The organism is Deinococcus humi, assembly GCF_014201875.1.
In the GTDB taxonomy this organism is placed as follows: Bacteria; Deinococcota; Deinococci; order Deinococcales; family Deinococcaceae; genus Deinococcus; species Deinococcus humi.
The window spans coordinates 57,287-78,648 of the sequence record NZ_JACHFL010000021.1 but is presented as its reverse complement, the minus strand read 5'-3'; the positions used below and the strand labels follow the sequence as shown (position 1 = coordinate 78,648).

Below are 21,362 nucleotides of genomic sequence, written 5' to 3'. Positions count from 1 at the left end.
GCTATGACACTGTCGCCGAATTGCGCAAGGCCCTCTACGCGGCCTTAACGGTTCTGGACGCTCAATTTATCTAAAAACTATTCGCGATCTACTTAGCTTCTTGGAGATGATCTTTGTTCAACTCACGGAGCCAGAGGCATAATTTCCGGTCATATACAAGGGGATCACACGTGCGCCGACTGTTAGCAACAAATCTGCACTCAGATGAATGTTTGATGTGCGAAAGTGTGTCGGAGCCCTACTTTATTCAGATCTCAGAAGAGAGGAGCGTCACTCCCTCTCACTCGTCCATAATTCCTGTGCAGCACGGAGCATTCCTACCTGATGAGTATTGACCCCAAACGCATCAAAAACAGCCGCACCGCCGCACGCGCCGTGCTGAACATCATGGCGCACTATGGAATCAACCTCACCAACTACAAGCCCGTCACCTGTGCCCAGTTTCTACTTTTGGGCTTAGATATCTTTATGGAGGATCTGCCGGATCAGCCCTCTTCAGATACTCGAGTGCTCGATGTTATTGCTCGACTTCATTCACGCCCCGGGCAGAAAAGGGTGGCGGAACTCTTCCAACATTCGTTGCGAAAAGCGGACCTCAAAACAATCAATCTGGCAACCGACACCATCACGATGGGCGATCTCGAAGTCCTAAGTACTCAAGGTGACCGGAAAGCCTACCGGTACACCAAAATTGTTGGCAGTCAGGATTTCAAGGCGGAGCTTGATCAGAAACTCTTTATTGAGCTTCACAGCATCTTCGATATCGTTGGGGCTGGCCCAAGTGGATTCTCTGTCGCGCTCTATCATCTTGTGAAACAAGACTTATATCGGCACTTCTACGAAAATTACCCCATAAACATCGAGGATTGCCCTGAACTCACCTCTTATCAGGCCGCATCGCTCTATTTCGCAACGAAAAGTTTCCTGATGGCCCGCGATGATGTCTTTGACTCCAATTCGCAACTATTAGACGCCGGGGCGGCACCGGCCGTCCAGCGCTTCCTGCAAAAGCAGGGCGTTTACCGAGTCAGCGACTGGTTCCCCCAATCCGCGCAGTTCATCGCTCAGCGTCTCCTGCGCTACATCATTGATCAGGGTGGGACGACCAACGGCGTGTCTGACAGCCTGCAGATGATGGACCCATTTGAGGCCTACCGACAGCACCGACACTGGTATTACCGCTTTCGCTCGCTAGTTGACAGCAGCCTTCGAGTGCCCTACGCACCTGGAGGAAGAAATTTTCCTCCAGGACTGCCTGAGCCAGACGGATCCTAACCCGTCTAGAGATGGGTCGATAACTCAGGTCCATTCACCAAGAGTTGACGCCACCACCCGGCCAGAATTCCCACTTTTTAACTAGATTTAGCTTCCATGGCATTCTGACTATCCAAGTTATCTCACGGGTACGCTGTCCGCGCACCTTCCGCCTAGCAGGAGCCTATGCCATCTAACCAAAATCGAGATGTACTTCAGCCCCTTGAAAACACGCGTGTATATTTCAGCGGTCAGCCTGCCCCAACCCATACTCAGCCCAATATCCAGCAGCTGAGAACCCTTTGGTACCTGTGTCTGCGCCCTGTAAAGATCAACGGGCGCCGGTTCGATCGGGCTCCGGCAATGCACGTGTGGGTCCACTTGCCGTTGAGTGTCATCCGTGCTTCTCACGCACACCCTGAACTCAGCGTGCGTGGGTTCGCAACTGTGGCCCAGTATCGCCGGGCAGATGGATCGCTGGCATACGGCCTGCAACGCGCTCAGGATCTCGAGATGCAGCCCTGCCCGTGCGAGAGCTGGGTCACGGTGCCGGATCCAGCCTTCGTCCGCCAGACGGGAACATCTACAGGAGGCGTCCGATTGCCACCAAACACGCAGCAAAGTGAGAAAAAAGGATGGCAGCAAGCTTACGCGACCGCAGTCAAGAGGGCGGAAGAGAAGGTGATGGTCTACAGGAAAACCCGTGACCACGCACATGACGCTGAGTTCCGCCGGGTGATTGAACGAGTGCGATTGGTGTTGTCCGAAGGAAACCTCCCATCGGCAGAGGACCTGAACGTCGTGTACTACCTCGTTGGCGACTGGCCGGTAGGTCACGCCCCACGGCATATCCGAGCACAGTTCGAGACTTAAATATCGCCCTACAGGGCGTAATTCCCATGTTCCATTATCCTTCCAAGGAGAACCCCATGTCATCGCCGTTTGAACAGGAAGTTGCCCAGCTCCATCGATTCCAAGCGGGACTGCACAGCAGTCCCCAGCCCTCACCGGTCAACGCCATGGAGCATCAGATCGATGAGGTCTGCGCCCGGGTCCGTCAGCATGCCGCCAACATCCAGGCTGGCACCTCCCTGCTCAATGTGCGCCGCTCTGGGAATGATGACGTCAACGCAGCCAAGGTCCAGCTGGCCGCTGACCTCGATCAGCTGATCCAAACCCTGAGTGCACCCACCGAAGTGGTGGCTGACGTGCTGGATCTGTACCTTCCCGGCTATGCCCGGGAAGGCTACCCAGTGCAGCACGCCACCCGGCGGGCCGCCATCAGTACCGCCCCTGCCCTACATCCTGGCGTGCTGGGTGAGGTGAGTGTCCTGAACCGCTGGTTGGTTCCTGCCGACAGTCCCGTGCGTCCCCAACTGGAAGCCTGGATAGAACTGCATGACGCCCTGCAGGCTGTGGACGCCGAATACAGCACGCTCGACAGCGCGCAGAGCCAGTTGCTAACCGAGGTGGACAGTGACCAGGTGCTGGACGCGGACCTGGGGTGGGACGGCACGTTCCTGGCGCAGGTATTGACTGTGACCCAGCTGGGCAGTGGTGAGGTTCAGGTGCTGAACCTCACGGACGTCACCCTGAACGGCGACACCTGGGTGGTCACGGTGGACGCCGCCGTACCACCCCTGTCCACCGGCGCTGTCGTGCGCCTGTCCACCACGGATGGCGCGTTCAGTGGGGACTTGCCCCACGGGCAGCTGGACGTCCAGGGTGCCCAGCTACGTGTGGTGGGCGTATCCCGTGAAGCGCAGGAGTTCCTGCGCGCATTGACGGTAGCAGACGTGGCGCAACTGACCGTGCTGGACACTGTGCCCGTACTGGACAGCAACCGCACACTGAACTGAAGCCCGGAGTCGCCAGAGTCCAACTGCCCCACCGCGCGAGGAATTGCATGAGTCGGATTGATAAAGAACTTCAACGAATCAGCCGACTGCCCGTGGACCGGCAGGTGGGCGCCTACCGAAATCTCCATACGCTGTCTCTAAAGAGCGAAACCGGGAACTATCCAGGACACGAACGCATCCTCGAGGCCCTGCTGCGGGCGGAACATGCGCTCAAAGGGTCCAATGAACCGCTGACGGTCTTTGCGGTCGCCTTGGAACTGCAGGGCCGCCACTTGCGCAGAGGTGTTGTCTTCGCGGGTTTCCTGAACAACCTAGCCACTGTGCTTGCCGAGCTCCGCCGCTTCGATGAGGCTCTCGAAATGCGCGGGGAGACTCTGGCAACCCGGCGGGCGGCCCTGCCCCATAGAGATCCACTCATCGCGGACAGCCTGATGAACATGGCCCTCGTGCTCTCCGACCTCCGCCGCTTCGATGAGGCGCTTCTCGGGCATCAAGAGGCTCTGGCGATCAAACGGGAGGGCTTGCCCGCTGGACACCCGGATATCGCTATCAGCCTAAACAATCTGGGCACTGCACTTTACGAACTCCGTCGCTTCGATGAGGCGCTCGAAAAGCACGAAGAAGCCCTGATGATCCAACGGGCGGCCCTGCCCGATGGAGATCCACGCATCGCGAATATCCTGAACAATCTGGGCAATGCACTTTACGAACTCAGTCGCTTTGATGAGGCCCTCGAAAAGCACGAGGAAGCGCTAAAGATCAGACGTCAGTCCCTGCTGGCTGGAGATCGACTCACCGCGGCCAGCCTGAACAACCTGGCCAATGTGCTCCAGAAGCTCAACCGCCTTGACGAGGCCCTCGAAAAGCACGAGGAAGCTCTGGTGATCCGGCGGGCAGCCCTGCCCGCCGGACATCCACTCTTCGCCTTAAGTTTTCACAACCTGGGCAATGTCCTCACGGACCTACGCCGCTACGACGACGCTGTCCAGAGCTACCGGCATGCCCTCAAGATCTGGCGAGGGGCCCTCCCCAAACACCATCCCCAGACTGCCCAGACTCTGCACCGCGTGGCTCGCGTTCTCGGTGAGCTCGGTCAGCCGGAACAAGGCCTGCCCCACGCCACCGAGGCGCTGAACATCTTGCTGTACAACGAGCAGTTCCCGCAAATCAGCAAGACCCTGTGGGGAGATGCGGCCGAATTCGACGAGTCCGTGCCCGACACCCTGGCTCTCCTGCTGGAGCTTGCTACTCATCCTGAGGTCCCTGAGCTTCCTGGTGATGTGATCACGGCCCTGCTGACGTACAAAGGCAACGCCGACATCGAGCAGGGCCTGACCAGCATCCTGCATGCCAATGCCACTGGTCCCTTCTGTGTTCGCCTCGACGAGCTGCAGGCCCTGCAGGCCGAGATGGCGCGTTTACAGTACAGCGCCGACGCCCAGGACCTCCTGCGGGTGCAGGAGGTCACCCGCCAACTCCAGCAGCTCGAACAGCAGATTCACACGGACCCCGAAGGAGCCCGCCTCGCCGAAGAACTGCAACTGCGCATGATCACCCCCCCCGCGGTGCAGTCCGCGTTGCACGACGATGAAGCGCTGCTGAACTTGTTCGTCTCGGGGGACGCGGTCTACGCCCAGGTCCTGCATCAGGACGGCCGGCATCACCTGCACCGCTACGCCGCCTCAGATCTCGAAGAGCAGGTGGCCCACCTGCGCCTGGTGCTGGGGGATCCTGGTCTCCTGTTGCACGAGGCGGCCCTGCTGCAACCCCTGCAGGGGTTGTATGCGGCGCTAATCACGCCCATCGCTGGATTATTGGGCTTGGAAGGAGACCTCAAGCAACTGGTCATCAGCGGCGACGGCTTCCTGTACGGTCTGCCATGGGACCTGCTGTGCGCACCGGACGCGTCCGGTGCCCGTCCCCTGCTGGCCCAGGTCAGTACCCGCCTGGTGCCCACCCCCCGGGACCTGCTGCGCCTCCACCGTCTTGCGTCTGTGCCGGGAAGCGACATGAATCCCGCCGTGCTGTTGGGCGTTCAGTCCTTTGAAGAAGACGTTGACAGCGATCAAGAGGCACCCGAGAACGGGGCCGTGAATCCCCCGCCAGAGTTGCGCTCCGCACCAGGGCGCTTTGCGACGCGCAGTGCGGTGGTGATGACCGGCGGCACGGCCGAGTTGCCCCGGTACGGCAACCTGAACGGCACGGCGCAGGAGATCGGGACCCTGAGCTCGCTGCTCACGGCGCGCGGGCGCGCCGTGAGCTCCCACCTGAGCCCCGACGCTTCAGAACAGACCCTGCTGAACATCGGGGTGGCTCCCTGGGTGCTGCACTTCTCGACGCACTCAGACGTGTGGGACGCCGAACAGACCCGCCCGCTTTATCAGCGGGCCGAGCGACTCGATCCCCGCTACGATCCGGCGCATCCCTTCTCACGGGCCGTGGTGCTGCTTGACGGCTACACCCGGCGCAACTTCCAGGGGGTCTTGCGGGCCTGGGAACTGGGGAGCCTGAATTTGCGCGGCACGGAACTGGTGACGTTCTCCTCGTGCAACTCAGGGCTGGGGGATATGACAGCTGGGCGGGGGGTGGCAGGTCTGTCGCAAGCGGCGTTCCTGGCCGGCGCGCAGCGGACCATCACCACGCTGTGGCCGGTGTTGGACGCCACGACGCCGCAGTGGATGGGGAATGTGTACACCGCGCGGCTGGACGGCGCGTCCTGGCAGGACGCGGTCCGGGAGGAGAAACTGCGGATGCTCGCGGAGGAACAACCCGTCAGTGCCTGGGCCCCTTTCGTCCTTAACGGCCTCGCCTGAATAAGTAAAACATGGAGCGAGACCAGACGGCAGCGCCGACATTCGCCCCTGGGTTACAAGGCCCCGCAAAACTCGAGCAGCTCAACGCCAACGCAGGGGCCTAACTGTAAATGCGCAAGACTGAGGCAAGCTCAACTTGACGCCTTACGAGTACTGACGCCTTACGAGTACTAATGCCAAGCTCAAATCGCTTAACCTCAACTACACAACAGCGGGGCAATCCCAGTTCGCACGTGGCCCAGGTAACAGTGTTACAAGCCGCGTCGGCCATGGATTCGACCCGCCCCCTGAACTGATTGAAGTCGGGCCGGTAACCCGACGCCCCTGGAGGAGTATGAGCCGATTGAACGCCGAACTAACCCGCATCGCCCGCTTGCCCGCTGATTGGCAGGTACAGGCGTACCGCAACGCACATACCAGTCTGCTGAAAAAAGACCCGGGGAATTACCCTGAACATGTTCAGGTGCTGGAAGCGTTGGGGCGTGCAGAGCATGCCATGAAAACACCAGGCACGCGGTTGACGGTCTTCGCGCTTGCGTTGGGAGCCCAGCGGCGGGCCATGCGGGGGGGAGTGGTGTTCGCCAACATTCTCAACCACAGCACCAATGTCCTCAAAGACCTGCGCCGCTACGACGAGGCCCTCTCTATCCATGAGGAAGCCCTCACCATCCGCCGCGCCACCCTTCCTAACAACGATCCACTCATCGCAGACAGCCTCGTTCTTGTCGCCAATGTCCTCGCCGTATTGCGCCGCTACGACGAGGCTCTCGAACAGTATGAGAAGGCGCTTACCATCAGAAGAACTATCCTCTCTGACAAGCAACCTCATATCGCTAGCATCCTCCACAACAGCGCCAACGTCCTCACAGACCTGCGCCGCTACGACGAGGCCCTCGCCCGTTATGAAGAAGCCCTCACCATTAAGCGTGCCGCCCTTCCCCACAGCCACCCAGATATCGCTGACACCCTTAAGTGTATCGCGGCTGTCTTCCGCAATCTACGTCGCTACGACGAGGCCCTCGCATTCCAAGAGGAAGCGCTCGTCATTCAGCGCACCGCCTTCCCCCATGGACACCCGGACCCTGCGAGCCACCTTATGGATAGCGCCAGCGTTCTCGCTGGCCTTGGTCGCTACGACGAAGCTCTTGCCAAGTACAAAGAAGTTCTCACCATCAAGCGTGCCGCTCTCCCCCACAACCACCCAGATATCGCCGACATCCTCAACAACATAGGCGGCGTTCTCCGCGAACTGTGCCGTTATGACGAGGCCCTCGAATGCTACGAGGAAGCCCTGTCCATCCAGCGCGCTGCTCTTCCCCAAGGTCACCTGTTCCTCGCCGTCAGCCTACACAACAGTGCCCGTATCCTCCACGAACTGGGCCGCTACGACGACGCTTTTGCGCGCCACGAGGAAGCACTCACCATTGAGCGGGCCAACCTCCCCGAAAGGCACCCGTTCATTGCCGTCAGCCTAGAGAACACTGCTCTCGTCCTCAAAGACATGCGCCGCTATGAGGATGCCCTCGCCGCTGCAACGGAAGCTCTTACCATTCACTTGCACAACGACCAGTTCCCCACCGTTAGCAAAACCTACTGGGGACCGGGCACCACCACGCAGGTCTCTCTGCCCGATACCTTCGCCCAAACACTCACTCTATGTGCCCAGCTCCCTACCAGCACAGTGACTGCCCTGCTCACATTCAAAGGCAACGCTGACATTGAGCAGGGTCTGACTAGCATCCTGCAGGCCAATGCTACCGGAACCTTCCGGGACCGCCTCGACGAGCTTCAGGCCCTGCAGGCTGAGATGGCGCGCTTGCAGTACAGCGCCGACGCCCAAGACCTCCTGCGGGTGCAGGAGGTTACCGCCCAGCTCGAGACCCTGGAGCGGCAGATTCACACGGACCCCGAAGGGGCCCGGCTCGCCGAAGAACTACAACTGCGCATGATCACCCCCCCCGCGGTGCAGTCCGCTCTGCAGGACGATGAAGCGCTGCTGAACCTGTTTGTCTCGGAAGACGCGGTGTACGCCCAGATCCTGCACCAGGACGGACGGCATCACCTACACCGCTACGCCGCGTCAGACCTTGAGGCGCAGGTGGCCCACCTGCGCCAAGTCCTGGGGGATCCCGGCCTCCTGCTACACGAAACTCCTTTGCTGCGTCCCCTGCAGGGGTTGTACGCGTCCCTGATCGCTCCCATCGCCGGGCTGCTGGGCCTGGGAGAGGATCTCAAACGACTGGTCATCAGTGGCGACGGCTTCCTGTACGGTCTGCCGTGGGACCTGCTGTGCGCACCGGACGCGTCCGGTGCCCGTCCGCTGCTGGCGCAGGTCAGTACCCGCCTGGTGCCTACCCCTCGGGATCTGCTGCGCCTGCACCGTCTTGAGTCCGTGCCAGGAAGCGCCACGAGTCCTGCCGTGCTGCTGGGCGTTCAGTCCTTCGAGGAACACGGCGACAGCGATCAAGAGGGAACTGAGACCGAGGCTATGAATCTCCCTCCAGACTTACGCTCCGCACCAGTGCACTTTGCGACGCGTAGCGCGGTCATGACGACTGGTGGAGCTGACAGTCTGCCCCGCTACGGCAACCTGAACGGCACTGAGCAGGAGATTCGCATGCTGACCGCGCTGCTCACGGAGCGCGGGCGCTCCGTGGTCTCTCACCTGAGCCCCGACGCTTCAGAGCAGACCCTGCTGAACATCGGGGTGGCTCCCTGGGTGCTGCACTTCTCGACGCACTCAGACGTCTGGGACGCCGAACAGACCCGCCCGCTGTACCAGCGGGCTGAGCGACTCGATCCCCGGTACGATCCAGCGCATCCCTTCTCGCGGGCCGTGGTGCTGCTTGACGGCTACACCCGGCGCAACTTCCAGGGGGTCTTGCGGGCCTGGGAACTGGGGAGCCTGAATTTGCGCGGCACGGAACTGGTGACGTTCTCCTCGTGCAACTCAGGGCTGGGGGATATGACAGCTGGGCGGGGGGTGGCGGGTCTGTCGCAAGCGGCATTCCTGGCCGGCGCGCAGCGGACCATCACGACGCTGTGGCCGGTGTTGGACGCCACGACGCCGCAGTGGATGGGGAATGTGTACACCGCGCGGCTGAACGGCGCGTCCTGGCAGGACGCGGTCCGGGAGGAGAAACTGCGGATGCTCGCGGAGGAACAACCCGTCAGTGCCTGGGCCCCTTTCGTCCTCAACGGCCTCGCCTGAAGACCTGTTGCGCAGTAGCTGAAGGAGCAGCGGGGCGACGTGAAACGTCGCCCCGCTGCTCCTTCACTGGATTCGGATAATCCAGGAGTGGCGGCGTTGCCATAGGCAGCGATATATCCTCGTCCTACAGAGGCAATTCTGGAAGATGCAGTTCCCGCAGATACCCGTAGGTCTGGTCCAAGGTACGCTGGTCCGGCACGTACAGGATCATCCCGTCTCGCCCGCGGGTCAGCAGCACGCGGTACGAGTTGAGCCGGAGACGATGCGGATCTTCTGGCGCCCGTTTCCCCGCCGCCGGTGTCCGGGGCACAGGCGAACACCACGCCTGCCCATCCCACTTCAAGTCACTGCCCCAGCACAGAATCGGGAAGTCAAGTTCCAGGCCCTGGCACACGAACTCAGAAGCGATGTGGATGAGCTGGCAGCAAGATTTTGGGTCTGTGGGACGATTGTTAAACCACGGGCCCGCCTGATACGCCTTGATGCCCAGGTTCCAGGTGTCAAGCCCCACGGTTTTGAGATTGCTCGCCTTGCTCGACGCCAGCAGGCCGTAGCGCTTGTCCTCGGCGTCCTCGTACCGAGTCCGCACGTAGGCTTTGGCCGCTTCCACGTCACGGGTCAGGTACACCTCGAACCCTTGGGATTCAACACGTTTGATGAGCTCTCTAGCCTCTCCCCCCTCGCCGTCGAGTAGGGCGCGCACCCAGCGGTACAGGTCTTCGGCCAGGTGGGAGCGCAGGGACACCGTGAGGTCCAGCGTGTCATCGCTCAACACCTGCGCGGCGTTCGGGAAGAGATGGGTGATCTTCTGGGGGGCGTGCAGGATCCAGGACTTGTCGCTGCCCTCTAGCGCCGCGTTCCACGCGGCCAAGCCTCCCTCTTCGCCGATGTAGATTTCCTGGCCCTCACCGATCAAGCCCACCAGCATGGCCCAGCCAGGCATCTGGGCTCCAAGCCGGAGGAAATCCTCCGGCTCACTTGTCGCGTGCCCACGCTTTTCCAGGACCTGCTGCGCGTCCCAAGCGCGCTGAGCTTCGTCGTAGACCCAGATGTGTTCTTCGGGAAGCCGCTTCCGGTGGGCGCCGTACTGCTTGAGAAAGTCGTGGACGCCTTGCACGAAAACCTTATTGCCCAGAGCGTGTTGCAGCACGCTCACCAAGGGACCATTGCCCGAGAGAAACACCGCGTCCCGTGCGGCGTCGTCTTCCCCCAGTGTCCGGGCGTAGACGAACTGCAACCCAACCAGGGTCTTGCCCGCGCCAGGTACACCGGTGACCAGGGCGAGGTGATGCTCCCCTCGCTCGTGGGCCTGTCGGGCCGCCTCCACCAAATCCGCCACCGTCTCCTCGATGCCGGCACTCTCCGCACGTCGGATGGCGGGGAGGGGTTCGTGTTCAAAGAGCCGGCGGGCTGCGCTGACCAGGGTGGGGAGGGGCGCGTAATCCGCGTTGAGCCAGGCGTCGTGATCGAACTGCCGGGGGCCTGCCTGGACCTCGGCCCTCAGGTAATCCCTCAAGGTATCGGGCCCCACCACCGTCACCTCACCGCGTTGCTCCTGTAGCCCTGGGCGCTGGGTATATACCAGCACTGGGCGCCCCAGGAGCCCATGTGAGGCGGCGTGGTAGTGCTGCAGGTCACGGGCGTAGGCGGCCACCTGGTCTTCATGTGCTGCTTCTTGCACGGGAGTGGGAAAAGGATGGTCTTTGAACTCCAGCACCAACACCCGGTCACAGGTCAGCAGGATGACGTCCGGACGCCGCCCACGTTCACGGGGCAGCTCGTACTCGAAGGCCAGGGTGCAGGCCAAGAGTTCCGGCTGATCCACTGCGAGCTCACCCAGGGCAGCTTGTAAGACCCACTGACAGTTGGCCCAGGCGCGGACCTGCCCGGCGTCCGGCTGCTCACCCGTGAGACCTTGGTGGTGGGCGCGTAGTCCTTGGCCCCACTCAGCCATGGAACGCTGCAAAAAGACGTCAACGCCTTGGGCGTACACATCGGGTGAAATCGTCATGAATGCGGCCCACTATAACCACTGCCGCACACGTTTCATGGCACATTTGCGGCGGTGCCGTTGGCGTGAAGAAGGCAAAATCTACACTGCCTACAACTTCACACGGGGATGAACCCATCGATGCTTCCCATACGCTCACCGAAACGGATCTTAGACAGTGCGGCCCTCGGGACACGGCTCGATGAATTCCACGTCCAGCCAGTACGCGGCCTCGTCCTCAGTGACGCCGCCGAGTTCCTCGCACTACACGGCGAAGGCTGCGGCACGCATGTCCTCGTGACAGCCTAAGTAGGCTGCCAGGGCGGTCTGCTCGGCAGGACAGGGAGCGTTGTCGCCCTGGCCATGGTCGGCGGCATAAGCGCGCGCGGAGGTCCGCCAGTTCGGTGGCGGTCAGATCACGAAGTGCGTTAGATCTAGCCTGCCTCGACCAGAATCTGCGTGAATGCAGGGGGGATGTTGTCGGTAGGATCGCCCGCGACGTGTTGCACGTCCTTCACCCGGTAAGCGGTGGTTCCAATCCTCACGGACTCACCGATGCGTGGAACCTGCGAGAAGAAATAAATGCCGCTGGTGCCAGTCTTCCTGTTCTCAACGCGGATATTGACCATGATGACTCCTGCTCGACCGGGGACGAGAGGTGCAACAGAGTGGGCAGCGGTCGTGCCCTTCCATTCTAATCCTGGGGAATGTTCCAATTTGTTAGAACATGGCGGCCCGGCCCGGCATAGGGGAACGTAATCAATAAGGAAAAAGCGGCCCGCAGGCCGCCTTGATTCCTTCAATATAGGGTGGTATTCAGCTCCTGTCAAATCCATGCATCGAGTGCCGGGCCAGGAAGAGGGGCAAAGGCAGAAGGCGGTAGCCCGGACGAGTTTAGGGACACACGTTGGCGCGGTCTCGCAGCAATTGGTGGATCTGAGCGCGCACCTGCTTGTCGGCGATGTCGAGCGCCAGCGGCCTCGTGTGCAGCTCTGCGATGGTGCAGTTCAGCCCGGCAGGTGGCGCGAGCCGCAGGGCCTTGGCAAACGCCGTGGTCACCCGCATCGCCACCTGCGTGTTCGGTTCACGCAGCGTCACCCGCCTTGCCCAGGGCAGATCGGCCTGTCGCAGCACGGCGTGGACTGCTTCAGCTTCTCGCCTGTGCTGGCCCGTGGCCCCGTAGCGTAGCTTGAGCGGGCCGTCTACCCACTCGCGTAGGGCGGGGAGGGACAGGTAGGCCATTCCCAGCGTGATCTGCAGGTCATAAGTGCGTATCTGCAGCTTGGGGGGTTGCAGGCCTGGTCCTGATCCAGCAGGGCCTGATGACCCGGTAGCTCGTCTGCATGACCCCGTATCTCACCGTCTCGTCGAGAGACCAGGGATAGCGCAGTTCGCCCACCCGGTGGCGCACCTCGGCGATCTCGGTAGGCGTGAGCCAGCGGTCCAGGGACGGGTAGGAGGGTGCGTGGACGGGGAGGACTTGGAGGAGCGTGGGCGTGGGGGCGGCGACTGCAGGAGCAGCAGGCTGCCGTACAACCCTTGCTCTCTCGCCTGCACCTCGTCGGTCAGCGCCCACAAGCCTGCCTCAAGGGTGAGGCGCCCGACGTCATGTGGGGTGAGGCGGGTATTGGTGGGCCGGAGTTGCAAGAGAAGGGTGCGGGCAGCGCAGAGGATGTCTGCGTGCGACGAAGCGAATTCAAGAGTGGCACCTATGAAGAGCGTAGGGACGCTATGTCACTGCACTTGCCATAGCTATTCACTCCGCTATGCAAAACGCAACTCCTGAGGATAAGCAATACACACACTGGGGGGGAGGTCATTTTAGGATGACCTCTATAAGCCCAATTGTTAAGATCTGGAGCTATGAATCCCCTGATAGAACGCGCTCAGCAGACATCGCGAAGAATCGAGGCTTACCTTCAAGAAATTGAAGACGCTGATGTCTGGACGCTCAGAGAACAGGAAAGAACTTTGCCCTCTGAGTCGTATATCTACATATTGAGCTTGATGGGCCATCTTATTTATTCAGATGGACTGGTGCATAGACAGGAGCTGGAACTAGCCAAGCAGTACTTTTCTAGCAATGCCGAAAAAACCATTGAGGAACGCCTGCGTGTTCTTTCAAGCAGGAATCATTCGAAATCTACTGCCCTGCCTAATTTTTTGAAAGCCGCCGTTTATTTTGATGCAGTCAAGAATACCAGATATACCGATGCGATTATCGGACTTATCGAAAAGTTCGGCAATATCGTTATCGCGGTGGATGGCAACAAGTTAGAAGTGGAAGTACGTGTTTTAAGTGAGATAATCTCGAACCTCATCGACTTGGCCGTCGAATGCCGTGAGGTCACAAGGCAAGCCCTGAAAAAGGGGACCAGTAAAGAGATTGAGAGGGTAAAGAAGCAAGAGGAGAAAGAGCCCTCTTTGGATGATCTGCTGACGGAACTGCGTTCTATGGTTGGATTACAACGTGTAAAGCAGGAGGTCGTTGCTGCCACCAATCTGGTGCGCGTGCGTCAGCTCCGTGAGGAGATGGGGCTTCCTGCCATGCCCCTAAGCCTCCACATGGTCTTTACTGGGAACCCCGGGACCGGGAAAACGACTGTTGCACGGCTACTTGCCCAAATATACCGTGAGATTGGCCTGTTGGAAGAGGGCCACCTTGTAGAAGTTGACCGCAGTGGCCTCATTGCTGATTATTTAGGTCAGACCGCCGGTAAAGTTCAGGCGGCTGTTCAGTCAGCACGGGGAGGCATCTTGTTCATTGATGAGGCTTACGCTCTCAAAACAGATGCTCGCGATTCTTATGGTCAGGAAGCCATCAACACTCTGCTCAAAGCCATGGAAGATCACCGAGACGATTTGATCATTATCGTGGCGGGATACACTGCGCCAATCAATGAGTTTCTAGAAACCAATCCAGGACTTCGCTCTAGATTCAATCGATTTGTTCATTTCGATGACTATGATGGCGAGGAATTGCTCAACATATTTACATATCTGTGCGATAAGCACGGTTACAGCTCCACACAGATCGCCAAGCATCAATTGAAGAATCACTTCTCGACGCTTTATGAGAGCAGAGGGGAGAACTTCGGGAATGCCCGCGATGTACGCAATGTTTTTGAGACGATCTTGAAGCATCAGGCCGAGCGCGTGGTGGCCATTCACAAACCTACGGCAGATGATCTGTCATTTATTGATCTGGCTGATATCGCCTGGCTTTTTGAGCGCCCGAACGCTGAACTGGTCAAAGCGGGGCGCGCATGACTGGTGTAATGACGCCTGGCGCAAACGTCCCCTTAACGGCGGAGCGCCCCGGTCTGAGTCTGGTCAGGATAGGTCTGGGCTGGAATTTTCCTGAAGGCACTGTCCCGTTTGACCTGGACGCCAGCGCCTTGCTGGTACAGCCCAATGGAAAACTGCGCGGCGACGAGGAGTTGGTGTTCTACAACAACCCGAGTGATCCAGCGCTGAGCGTGCATTACGGCGGTGACAACACAGACGGCGCAGGTGAAGGGGACGATGAACGCTTGACTGTTCGACTGGACCGGGTCCCCGCCGAGATCTCCAAGGTGGTGATTTGCGCGACCATCCATGACGCCGAGGACAAACACTTCGGCTTGGTTGACGGTGCATACATCCGCCTGCAGAACTTGGAAGACGGGGAAGAACTGGCCCGCTTCGAGTTGCAGCGGGACTTCGACGAGGTCACGGCCATGCTGTTCGGCGAGCTGTACCGCCACAATGGGGCGTGGAAGTTCCGCGCCCTGGGCATGGGGTTCAAGGGCGGCCTGGAAGCGGTGGTGACGAACTTCGGCGTTCAAGTGTCCTGACAGGTGAGAAGGCCAGTGGGTGAGACGGCACAAGACCTACCGGAAAATACGGGACAAGACGGCGGGCGAGGTCCGCTCGCTGCACCGGGTCCTGGCCGAGCAGTTGCTGGCCCGTCCTTTGGCTCCTGGCGAGATCGTCCATCACTGGGACGGTGACAGCACCAAGAATGAACCCGGCAATCTGCTGGTGCTGCCGAGCCAGCGGTGTCACGCCCACGCCGAAAATCACCTGCGCTGTGCCCGGAAGGGAGTGCCCAGCCTGTTCCCCGAGTTCTTCCAAGCCGTCACGGAGGATCGTCGCGGCACGCTGTTCGAGAGGGTGCTTCCCCCGGCCGGAGCGGGCCATTGTTCACCGCAAACAGGCCAGGACACGCAGGAAGCTGTGTTCTGTTCCAGAAATGCCCTGACCGGGCGATTCATACGCCCAAGACTTTCTCATTGCCACCTCTCAGGACAAACCATGACCCACACTGCCCCGACAACCCTTGCACAGGCCGCGCAGATCGTGCTCAACCAGGCCGCAACCCCCCTCCACGTGGAGGAGCTCACCAACCGCGTACTCGCCCAGGGCCTCTGGAGCACCAGCGGGAAAACTCCGAGCGCGTCGATGTCCAGAACGCTTTACCACAGCATCAAGACGTTGGGCGCGGCGTCGCCGTTCATGCAGACGGCTCCGGCCACCTTTACCCTGCGACCAGTTCAAAGGGGGGATACACCTGTCGCCCCGACGGACCAAGTTCTTTGCTCGGACGCTGCCATGAAACACTTCACGGCGCTGCGCCGGCAGCTCCCGCTACACCAGGCCCTCTGGGAAATGGCTCAGGTGACCTGGCCAATCCGGGTGGTACGCATGCCTCCCGATAAGGCTCGGCCCAAGCCGCTTTATTTGCTGCTGTTCGTGTACGGCCACGGGAATGAAGAAGATCTGTGGGAATTTCTGGGTGACCACCGGGAGCGAGACGCGGTGCGCCTGAGTGTGCTCCTGCGCAACCTCTATTACTCTGGTAACCGTGACGCATTGAGTTCCGGAACATTGGACGGATACCTTAAGTACGCGATGCCTTTGGTGGACCGCATCAACGCGTCTGTACCCCTCTCAACACCTGGATCAGACCGGGCCTGAACACGTTCTGGTCCACATCTGACCTGCTCGATACTGTCAAGCTCGTGCCTCGGGTGCTGGGGCGATCTTCCTGATCCAGGCAGGAGCCGATACAGAACTGTTGTGGCCGCTACACGTCGCCCTCTTGCCGTCCTGCTGCCGGAGATTGAATGCCTGAAGCCCTGATTGGTTTCCTCTATCTCACGCAGACCACGCATCCCCACTGGGAGCCTGACGACAACCTGGCTGACGTGCCCCAGGCAGCCTGGCTTCCACAGTTGGCCGTAGCCGGTCTCCCGTTTGCGTCGTTCGCCTGGGCCATGCTCCGTAGGGCCCAGGCGGCGAATCCAGCTGGACTGCGTGATCCGTCTCCTTCTCCAGAAGACGCCTATTTTGAGGTCCAGCCTGAAGATGTGGAGGAGGCGGACGGGACTCAGGTGGTGCGGGCCGCGACCTGTTCGTGTGGCCATGGGGGATGTGGGTCCAACAGTGCTTGGGCGGCCCGGGAAGAGCGCAACGGGGTCTTGGGTCTCTCGTTCACGAACTGGTATACCCACGACGACCCGCAGCGTGCTCTGCCCCTCCCAGCTGTCTTTGTTCCAGTTGCCGCGTGGCCCCCACAGGGGGAGATGGGGCGACTGCGTCCCCTCTTGGGAGGTCGAGCTGCTGAATCGGAAACGGCCATGGCCAGAGCACGCTGGCAGGAGAACAGACCGCGGATGGTTGCGGCGGCCCGGCAGGCCGCAGTGGGGCTGACCGATCCTTGGGGACGATCCCTTGACCTGGACAAGTGGTCCGCGGAACACCTGCAGGAACGCAAGCGTCTTCACCTGATGCGGATCGAAGAGCAGCGTTATCGTCGCTCTCCAGCGGGCCTCCTCGCGCACTACGAGCAGGAAATGCAGGCGTGCGACCGGGATGAGGCGTTGGCACGTCAGGGCCTGTGCGCTGTTGAAAATTCTGCCGCGGAAAGCTTCGCATCTGAGCCCGAATCACTGCGGGCAAGTGAGCTCCTCCAGCGCATCAACGATCGACGTGCCCAGGCCCACCAGGCTCTCCAGGAGGGATTGCTGTCTCCGCGGGAGCGCCGGATCGCCCGCCGTGCACGGGCCCGCGCGGGAAAGGAACGCTTCCATGCTCTGTTGAACGCCCTATCCCTTTCCTGACGTTGTACAGGCGTTCCGGGGCGTGATCCCGGGACGGAGGCAGGATTCTGAAGGTGGCCCGGTTGAGCGGCTCCTCCTGGTGGTGGAATGAACCGTTATGGGTTCACTCCAATGTCACCCTGGGTTCACCCACGGCCAGTGCGCCGCAACGCGTCTGTGATGGGCCGGGTAACAACTACAGATACCCCCATGTCCGGTTTCGGGGAACGGCGCGCCGCTGAAGAGGCCGCCCTTAGGGAAGCCCGCGCCGAAGGTAAGAGCTCTACGCACATGCTCGAAGGCAAGAATGAGGCCGCCTGGCGGGCGCACGACGACGCCATCGTCCGGATGCGCGCCGCGCTGGTTGCGTTCGCCTGAGCTCGACCCTGACCCTGTGGTGTCTTAAACGGGATCTTCGCTCTCAGCATCGAGCGATGTGGGGTCCCCGCGCAGGCCATTAAGGATTGCCCTCAATTCCAGACTCTCAACTTCATTCATCTTGTCTCCTAGCTAAATGAAACCGCCCAGGGGGCGTGTGCTCGACTTCTCCCGCACTCTCCTGGAGGATGCAGGGCTGCCGTACGGCTTTTAAGATTTACAGCCAGTGTTCCCGCGCGTAGCGCTCGATCGCTGCCCGCGCCGCTTCGGGGGTCAGCTCCGGCAGCGGGCACGGCCCCTCATCGAGGGCCCGCCAGTGGGCCTTGGCCACCAAGCTGTCCCATGGCTGCACGACCGCGCCGTCGATTTCGAAGGGCTGGTCAAACGGCGTGGCGGGCGTGAGGTCGTACAGGTTCTGGGTGCCCAGCTGGTCGCGCACCGTGTAGCAGACGCCCGTGATGTCCTCCTGGAGCATCAGGAGGCGGTTGCCTTGGCCAACTGCCGAGATATCAGAGACGGCACGAATGTGAATCGTCATAGGGTCACTCTCCTAAAAGCGTGAGGGGAACGCAATCCCCCATGCCTGAATTGGGGCCTTCTGCCTGGTTGCTGACTGCAGTCTTCCGACATGACGGATGGAAGGGCCAGCCGCACTTGCTTTCCTGCTACAGACAAAGACCTCAACTGGCCAACCAAGAAAGGCGAGGACGAGGACGCCTGGCTCCGTCATTAAGAGGGCCTTGTGCGCCTCATCGCCGCCTTCGATCAGCCAAGCTGACCCGAGTCTCAGCTTCGAGTCCTCGCGCGGCTGTGGATGCGTGGTGCACGGCAGGAAAGAGGAGCAGTGGTCAATGCCAGGCCCTCTCCCCTCTTCAGGTTTGCAGCGTCATGGCGAGGAGGCTCGGGAACCCTCGAAGACGAATGGGGCAGCGTCACTTACTGGTCCTCCTTCACTCCGTGGCCATCCCGGGCCTGACCCGCAGCTCCGCCATGGCCTCCATGGACAACCGCAGTTCCACTTCATCGTCGATCTCCCAAAGATTGGCGTCGCCACCCTTCTCGTTGATCGCCGAAACACACATCCCGGCGGCCACGCGGTCGCGGAGCAGCGGTGACAGATGGGGGTCTTCTGCGTCCAGCCTGGGTTCAGTGAAAGGGTCCTCCAAGAGGTTGTCCCGCAGGCGCAGCTCCCCATCCACTTCATGGACCCCAATGCGGTGCTCGATCAGCAGCCCCGCGAGGGCCTCGCCGGCCAGCAGGCCAATCGGGGCGGCGGTGAGTCGCATGGCTTCTTCCCTGGCCCCTGTCGTGAAGCTGCTGGTGGTGACGAACAGGCCGCGCTCATGCGTAGCCAGGCTGCCCCGCAAGCTCTGAATCGCTGGACGTCCGACGTTGGCCTGCTGCCGTTTAACCTGCACCGCGATCCGCTCCGGCATCAGTCCGTCGGTGTACTCGGCCCGCAGGTCAATGCCGCCGTCGTTGCTGTAGGCGGTGACTTGGACAGTGACGTACCCGCGGGCGGCCAGCAGTTTCTCCACCAGCAGTTCGAGGTCGCGGGGGTCAATGGCGCGCAGCCGGGCCAGCAGGACTGTCTGCAGCGGTGTGCTCTGTTCTGCGGCAAGGTCTGGTGTTCCGGTCTGGGCCTGCCCACTTCCGCCATGGAGAGACACAAAGCCGTTCTGATGGCGCTCGAAGCGCATAGGCTGTCCACGCATGGCGCGGCGGCGGATGTCCTGATACAGCTGCGCGGACATGGTGGCCACCGGCGTCAGGCCCTGGGTGACGAGCAGTCCCTCGCTGAGGGCGGTTTCGGTCAGCTCGCGGATGCGCATCGGCTGGCCCGGGGGCAGGCTGGCCAGCACGGCTTCCGCCGCATCCAGGAAGGTCTTTGTGACCGGAACAGGCGCGAGATCCTCGCTTGGAGCGGTCTCCTGGTCCTGTTGGGCCACAGCCGCAGGGACCACTATCACGTTCGAAATAGGCCGCAGGCCGAAGGTTGAAGGCGCCGTCTGAACGAAGGGCGATGACAGACCGTGCCGCTTGAGGCTCATGAACAGCGCCGAGTACACCGAGGCCTCAGGTGTCCGGCCCTGGGTGGTCCACAGGCCGCCGTCCAACATCTGACGGGTGAGTTCACCAGTGTGCAGCGGCGCACCGGACTGATTCAGGACGTGTTGTGCGGCGGCGAGCAGGGTCATGGGACTGGTCATGGTGACTCCAGGGAGAGGAGGGAAAAACAGTGGTGCCAGGATGCTGAATGGAGCGCACAGTCGGCCAGGGCGTCATGCGTACGCCTGCCCCAGCCAGGCCCTGCTGAAGGATGCAGGCTGATTGGCAGGAGTTCACGACGGAGCCTAAGAGGGGCCCTCTTACGCGGATCTCACCTCCTGGACGCTAAACAGGCGCACTTAAACCACTGCCTGCCTTTCAATCCACCTTTGATTTTCAATGCCCATACTGCTGGAGTGCGTCCAGGGCGGCATCGCAGAGGAACGGGCCGCTTAAGCTGGACTTGCGCAGACAGATTTGAAAAAGGCCAGGGATTCCCTGGCCTTTTCGCAGGCCGCCTTTTCAGCGCCCGCCCTCCAATTTCGTATCGAGCTCCGCCTGGTATTGCGCCTCACGCCTGGCGATAAACGCCCAGACCTGGGCGCTGCGGGCCCGTTTCTTGTTCGCTTCCTCGTGCGTCCCCCACTTGCGCCGTCCGCCTTCCCAATCCCGGCCCAGTTCTTCGATCTCGCCCCGTCTCACCAGGGCGCGCAGGGCCCGGCGCACGCTGGCTGCCTGACTGAGTGGGACGTCCGCAATGGTGGCGTAACCGAAGACCTGCCGCGCCACCTCTTGACTTTCGATCAGCTCTCCAGTCTGTTGGACGACCCACAGTGCTGCCCGCATGATGATGCCCGGGCCACGGCTCACAGCTGCCCCTGGATAGAAGTGTGCCGTCCAGTGAGGTCACACCGGTGAGTGTGCCTACAATTAACGGAGCGCCGGTCAGTGTGTCGAGAATTGACATGCCGTTGATCAGGGGGACATGCGTAAGTATGCCGAAGAATGACGGACCACCAGTAAGTGTACCGGCCACGGACGTGCTGCTGGTCAGCGTGCCGTCCATCTGGAGAACGGATTATCCTGCCGTCCAGGCGTGGCACACTTCCGCCAGCCTCTCCCCTGCCCGCCGTGTCTGCAGGACCGTATTCCAGAGTGTTCATCGGAGCCTGAAGACGTCGCCTATCTCGTAGGCCTCGTTGGTGAGGGTTTGCAGGCCCACTAGCAGGCGCGCGAGCACGTCCCAGGTCACCGAAGTGGTGCGGTCATGGTATAGGGCGTGGATGGTGGCCGGACGCAAGCCACTCGCCTGAGCCAGGGCAGTCTGGTTGATGCGGTGCCGGCCCATCACCTCACTCAGGACGCAGACGATCTTGCTCTTGGATTCGTCTGTGGCTTCGGCAGGCCGAGGCTTGGCCGTGCGAGCGGTGTGGGGGCGAAGATGGCTGGGGATGTTCGTTGAACGTGTCATGCCTCCACCGTAATTCCCAGTGCGGGGTGAAAATCGGGCGAGAGGCTGGCAGGGACGAGGACTGATAAAAGGGTAAAAACGAGAGTGTATGACTTCACTCAATCCGGTTGGGAAAGGCCATGGGTCTTCCCAACGGGGAAGAGGTACTAGGTCTTCCCCTGTGGGAGGGTAATGAAGATCAGTCGTCCTGGTGGGCAAAAACCATGGCGAAGACCCTGGATTGGCCAAGCGAAGTCTTGAACTGGGAAAGAGCA

16 protein-coding genes are annotated in these 21,362 nt (G+C 61.0%); 9 read left to right on the top strand and 7 right to left on the bottom strand.

The features are described 5' to 3' along the window. Positions 1 to 324: 324 nt before the first annotated feature. The 4 genes from HNQ08_RS23645 (at position 325) to HNQ08_RS23630 (ending at position 9,137) form a co-directional block, all read left to right on the top strand. Complete coding sequence (locus HNQ08_RS23645; RefSeq protein WP_184137536.1) at positions 325 to 1,275, top strand: hypothetical protein; 951 nt, start codon at positions 325 to 327, stop codon at positions 1,273 to 1,275. 908 nt (positions 1,276 to 2,183) lie between these two features. Further along, on the top strand, positions 2,184 to 3,113 hold the full coding sequence (locus HNQ08_RS23640; protein WP_184137534.1) for a hypothetical protein: 930 nt from the start codon (positions 2,184 to 2,186) through the stop codon (positions 3,111 to 3,113). Between the two features lie 47 nt (positions 3,114 to 3,160). Next, on the top strand, positions 3,161 to 5,926 hold the full coding sequence (locus tag HNQ08_RS23635) for a CHAT domain-containing tetratricopeptide repeat protein (protein WP_184137532.1): 2,766 nt from the start codon (positions 3,161 to 3,163) through the stop codon (positions 5,924 to 5,926). A gap of 334 nt (positions 5,927 to 6,260) precedes the next feature. Next, complete coding sequence (locus HNQ08_RS23630) at positions 6,261 to 9,137, top strand: CHAT domain-containing tetratricopeptide repeat protein (RefSeq protein ID WP_184137530.1); 2,877 nt, start codon at positions 6,261 to 6,263, stop codon at positions 9,135 to 9,137. 124 nt (positions 9,138 to 9,261) lie between these two features. On the opposite strand, the gene HNQ08_RS23625 is transcribed toward HNQ08_RS23630, so the two are convergent. From HNQ08_RS23625 to HNQ08_RS23615, 3 genes are all read right to left on the bottom strand, one after another. Next, a complete protein-coding gene (locus tag HNQ08_RS23625) occupies positions 9,262 to 11,148 on the bottom strand; it encodes a DNA/RNA helicase domain-containing protein (protein WP_184137528.1) in 1,887 nt (628 codons plus the stop codon). A 413-nt stretch (positions 11,149 to 11,561) separates the two neighbouring features. Further along, positions 11,562 to 11,756 carry a hypothetical protein gene (locus HNQ08_RS23620; protein ID WP_184137526.1) on the bottom strand — a complete coding sequence of 65 codons (195 nt, stop codon included), beginning with the start codon at positions 11,754 to 11,756 and terminating at the stop codon, positions 11,562 to 11,564. Between the two features lie 265 nt (positions 11,757 to 12,021). Beyond that, a complete protein-coding gene (locus tag HNQ08_RS23615; protein WP_184137523.1) occupies positions 12,022 to 12,369 on the bottom strand; it encodes a hypothetical protein in 348 nt (115 codons plus the stop codon). Between the two features lie 621 nt (positions 12,370 to 12,990). Between HNQ08_RS23615 and HNQ08_RS23610 the strand changes: the two genes are divergently transcribed. From HNQ08_RS23610 to HNQ08_RS23590, 5 genes are all read left to right on the top strand, one after another. Next, positions 12,991 to 14,397 carry an AAA family ATPase gene (locus tag HNQ08_RS23610; RefSeq protein ID WP_184137521.1) on the top strand — a complete coding sequence of 469 codons (1,407 nt, stop codon included), beginning with the start codon at positions 12,991 to 12,993 and terminating at the stop codon, positions 14,395 to 14,397. Positions 14,398 to 14,405: 8 nt separating this feature from the next. Next, positions 14,406 to 14,963 (top strand): TerD family protein, encoded by a 558-nt coding sequence (locus HNQ08_RS23605; RefSeq protein ID WP_221284438.1) that lies wholly within the window; start codon positions 14,406 to 14,408, stop codon positions 14,961 to 14,963. A gap of 103 nt (positions 14,964 to 15,066) precedes the next feature. After that, the gene (locus tag HNQ08_RS23600) at positions 15,067 to 16,086 is read left to right on the top strand and encodes a winged helix-turn-helix domain-containing protein (RefSeq protein ID WP_221284436.1); all 1,020 of its coding nucleotides are present in this window, start codon (positions 15,067 to 15,069) and stop codon (positions 16,084 to 16,086) included. Between the two features lie 698 nt (positions 16,087 to 16,784). Continuing rightward, positions 16,785 to 17,231, top strand: coding sequence for a hypothetical protein (locus HNQ08_RS23595; protein ID WP_184137515.1), 447 nt, complete (start codon positions 16,785 to 16,787; stop codon positions 17,229 to 17,231). Positions 17,232 to 17,318: 87 nt separating this feature from the next. Beyond that, entirely contained in the window at positions 17,319 to 17,588 is a 270-nt protein-coding gene (locus tag HNQ08_RS23590) for a hypothetical protein (protein ID WP_184137513.1), read from the top strand. Positions 17,589 to 17,805: 217 nt separating this feature from the next. On the opposite strand, the gene HNQ08_RS23585 is transcribed toward HNQ08_RS23590, so the two are convergent. The 4 genes from HNQ08_RS23585 to HNQ08_RS23570 form a co-directional block, all read right to left on the bottom strand. Further along, positions 17,806 to 18,126, bottom strand: coding sequence for a hypothetical protein (locus HNQ08_RS23585; protein ID WP_184137511.1), 321 nt, complete (start codon positions 18,124 to 18,126; stop codon positions 17,806 to 17,808). Between the two features lie 412 nt (positions 18,127 to 18,538). Beyond that, positions 18,539 to 19,798 carry an HTH domain-containing protein gene (locus HNQ08_RS23580; protein ID WP_184137509.1) on the bottom strand — a complete coding sequence of 420 codons (1,260 nt, stop codon included), beginning with the start codon at positions 19,796 to 19,798 and terminating at the stop codon, positions 18,539 to 18,541. A 361-nt stretch (positions 19,799 to 20,159) separates the two neighbouring features. Continuing rightward, positions 20,160 to 20,507, bottom strand: coding sequence for a hypothetical protein (locus HNQ08_RS23575; protein WP_184137507.1), 348 nt, complete (start codon positions 20,505 to 20,507; stop codon positions 20,160 to 20,162). Positions 20,508 to 20,796: 289 nt separating this feature from the next. After that, a complete protein-coding gene (locus HNQ08_RS23570) occupies positions 20,797 to 21,108 on the bottom strand; it encodes a helix-turn-helix domain-containing protein (protein WP_184137505.1) in 312 nt (103 codons plus the stop codon). Positions 21,109 to 21,362 lie beyond the last annotated feature (254 nt).

Bases quoted from the DNA above. Each gene is read 5' to 3' on its own strand.
- HNQ08_RS23645 (WP_184137536.1), top strand. From the start codon at position 325: ATGAGTATTGACCCCAAACGCATCAAAAACAGCCGCACCGCCGCACGC.
- HNQ08_RS23640 (WP_184137534.1), top strand. From the start codon at position 2,184: ATGTCATCGCCGTTTGAACAGGAAGTTGCCCAGCTCCATCGATTCCAA.
- HNQ08_RS23635 (WP_184137532.1), top strand. From the start codon at position 3,161: ATGAGTCGGATTGATAAAGAACTTCAACGAATCAGCCGACTGCCCGTG.
- HNQ08_RS23630 (WP_184137530.1), top strand. From the start codon at position 6,261: ATGAGCCGATTGAACGCCGAACTAACCCGCATCGCCCGCTTGCCCGCT.
- HNQ08_RS23625 (WP_184137528.1), bottom strand. From the start codon at position 11,148: ATGACGATTTCACCCGATGTGTACGCCCAAGGCGTTGACGTCTTTTTG.
- HNQ08_RS23620 (WP_184137526.1), bottom strand. From the start codon at position 11,756: ATGGTCAATATCCGCGTTGAGAACAGGAAGACTGGCACCAGCGGCATT.
- HNQ08_RS23615 (WP_184137523.1), bottom strand. From the start codon at position 12,369: ATGGCCTACCTGTCCCTCCCCGCCCTACGCGAGTGGGTAGACGGCCCG.
- HNQ08_RS23610 (WP_184137521.1), top strand. From the start codon at position 12,991: ATGAATCCCCTGATAGAACGCGCTCAGCAGACATCGCGAAGAATCGAG.
- HNQ08_RS23605 (WP_221284438.1), top strand. From the start codon at position 14,406: ATGACGCCTGGCGCAAACGTCCCCTTAACGGCGGAGCGCCCCGGTCTG.
- HNQ08_RS23595 (WP_184137515.1), top strand. From the start codon at position 16,785: ATGGTTGCGGCGGCCCGGCAGGCCGCAGTGGGGCTGACCGATCCTTGG.
- HNQ08_RS23590 (WP_184137513.1), top strand. From the start codon at position 17,319: ATGAACCGTTATGGGTTCACTCCAATGTCACCCTGGGTTCACCCACGG.
- HNQ08_RS23585 (WP_184137511.1), bottom strand. From the start codon at position 18,126: ATGACGATTCACATTCGTGCCGTCTCTGATATCTCGGCAGTTGGCCAA.
- HNQ08_RS23580 (WP_184137509.1), bottom strand. From the start codon at position 19,798: ATGACCAGTCCCATGACCCTGCTCGCCGCCGCACAACACGTCCTGAAT.
- HNQ08_RS23570 (WP_184137505.1), bottom strand. From the start codon at position 21,108: ATGACACGTTCAACGAACATCCCCAGCCATCTTCGCCCCCACACCGCT.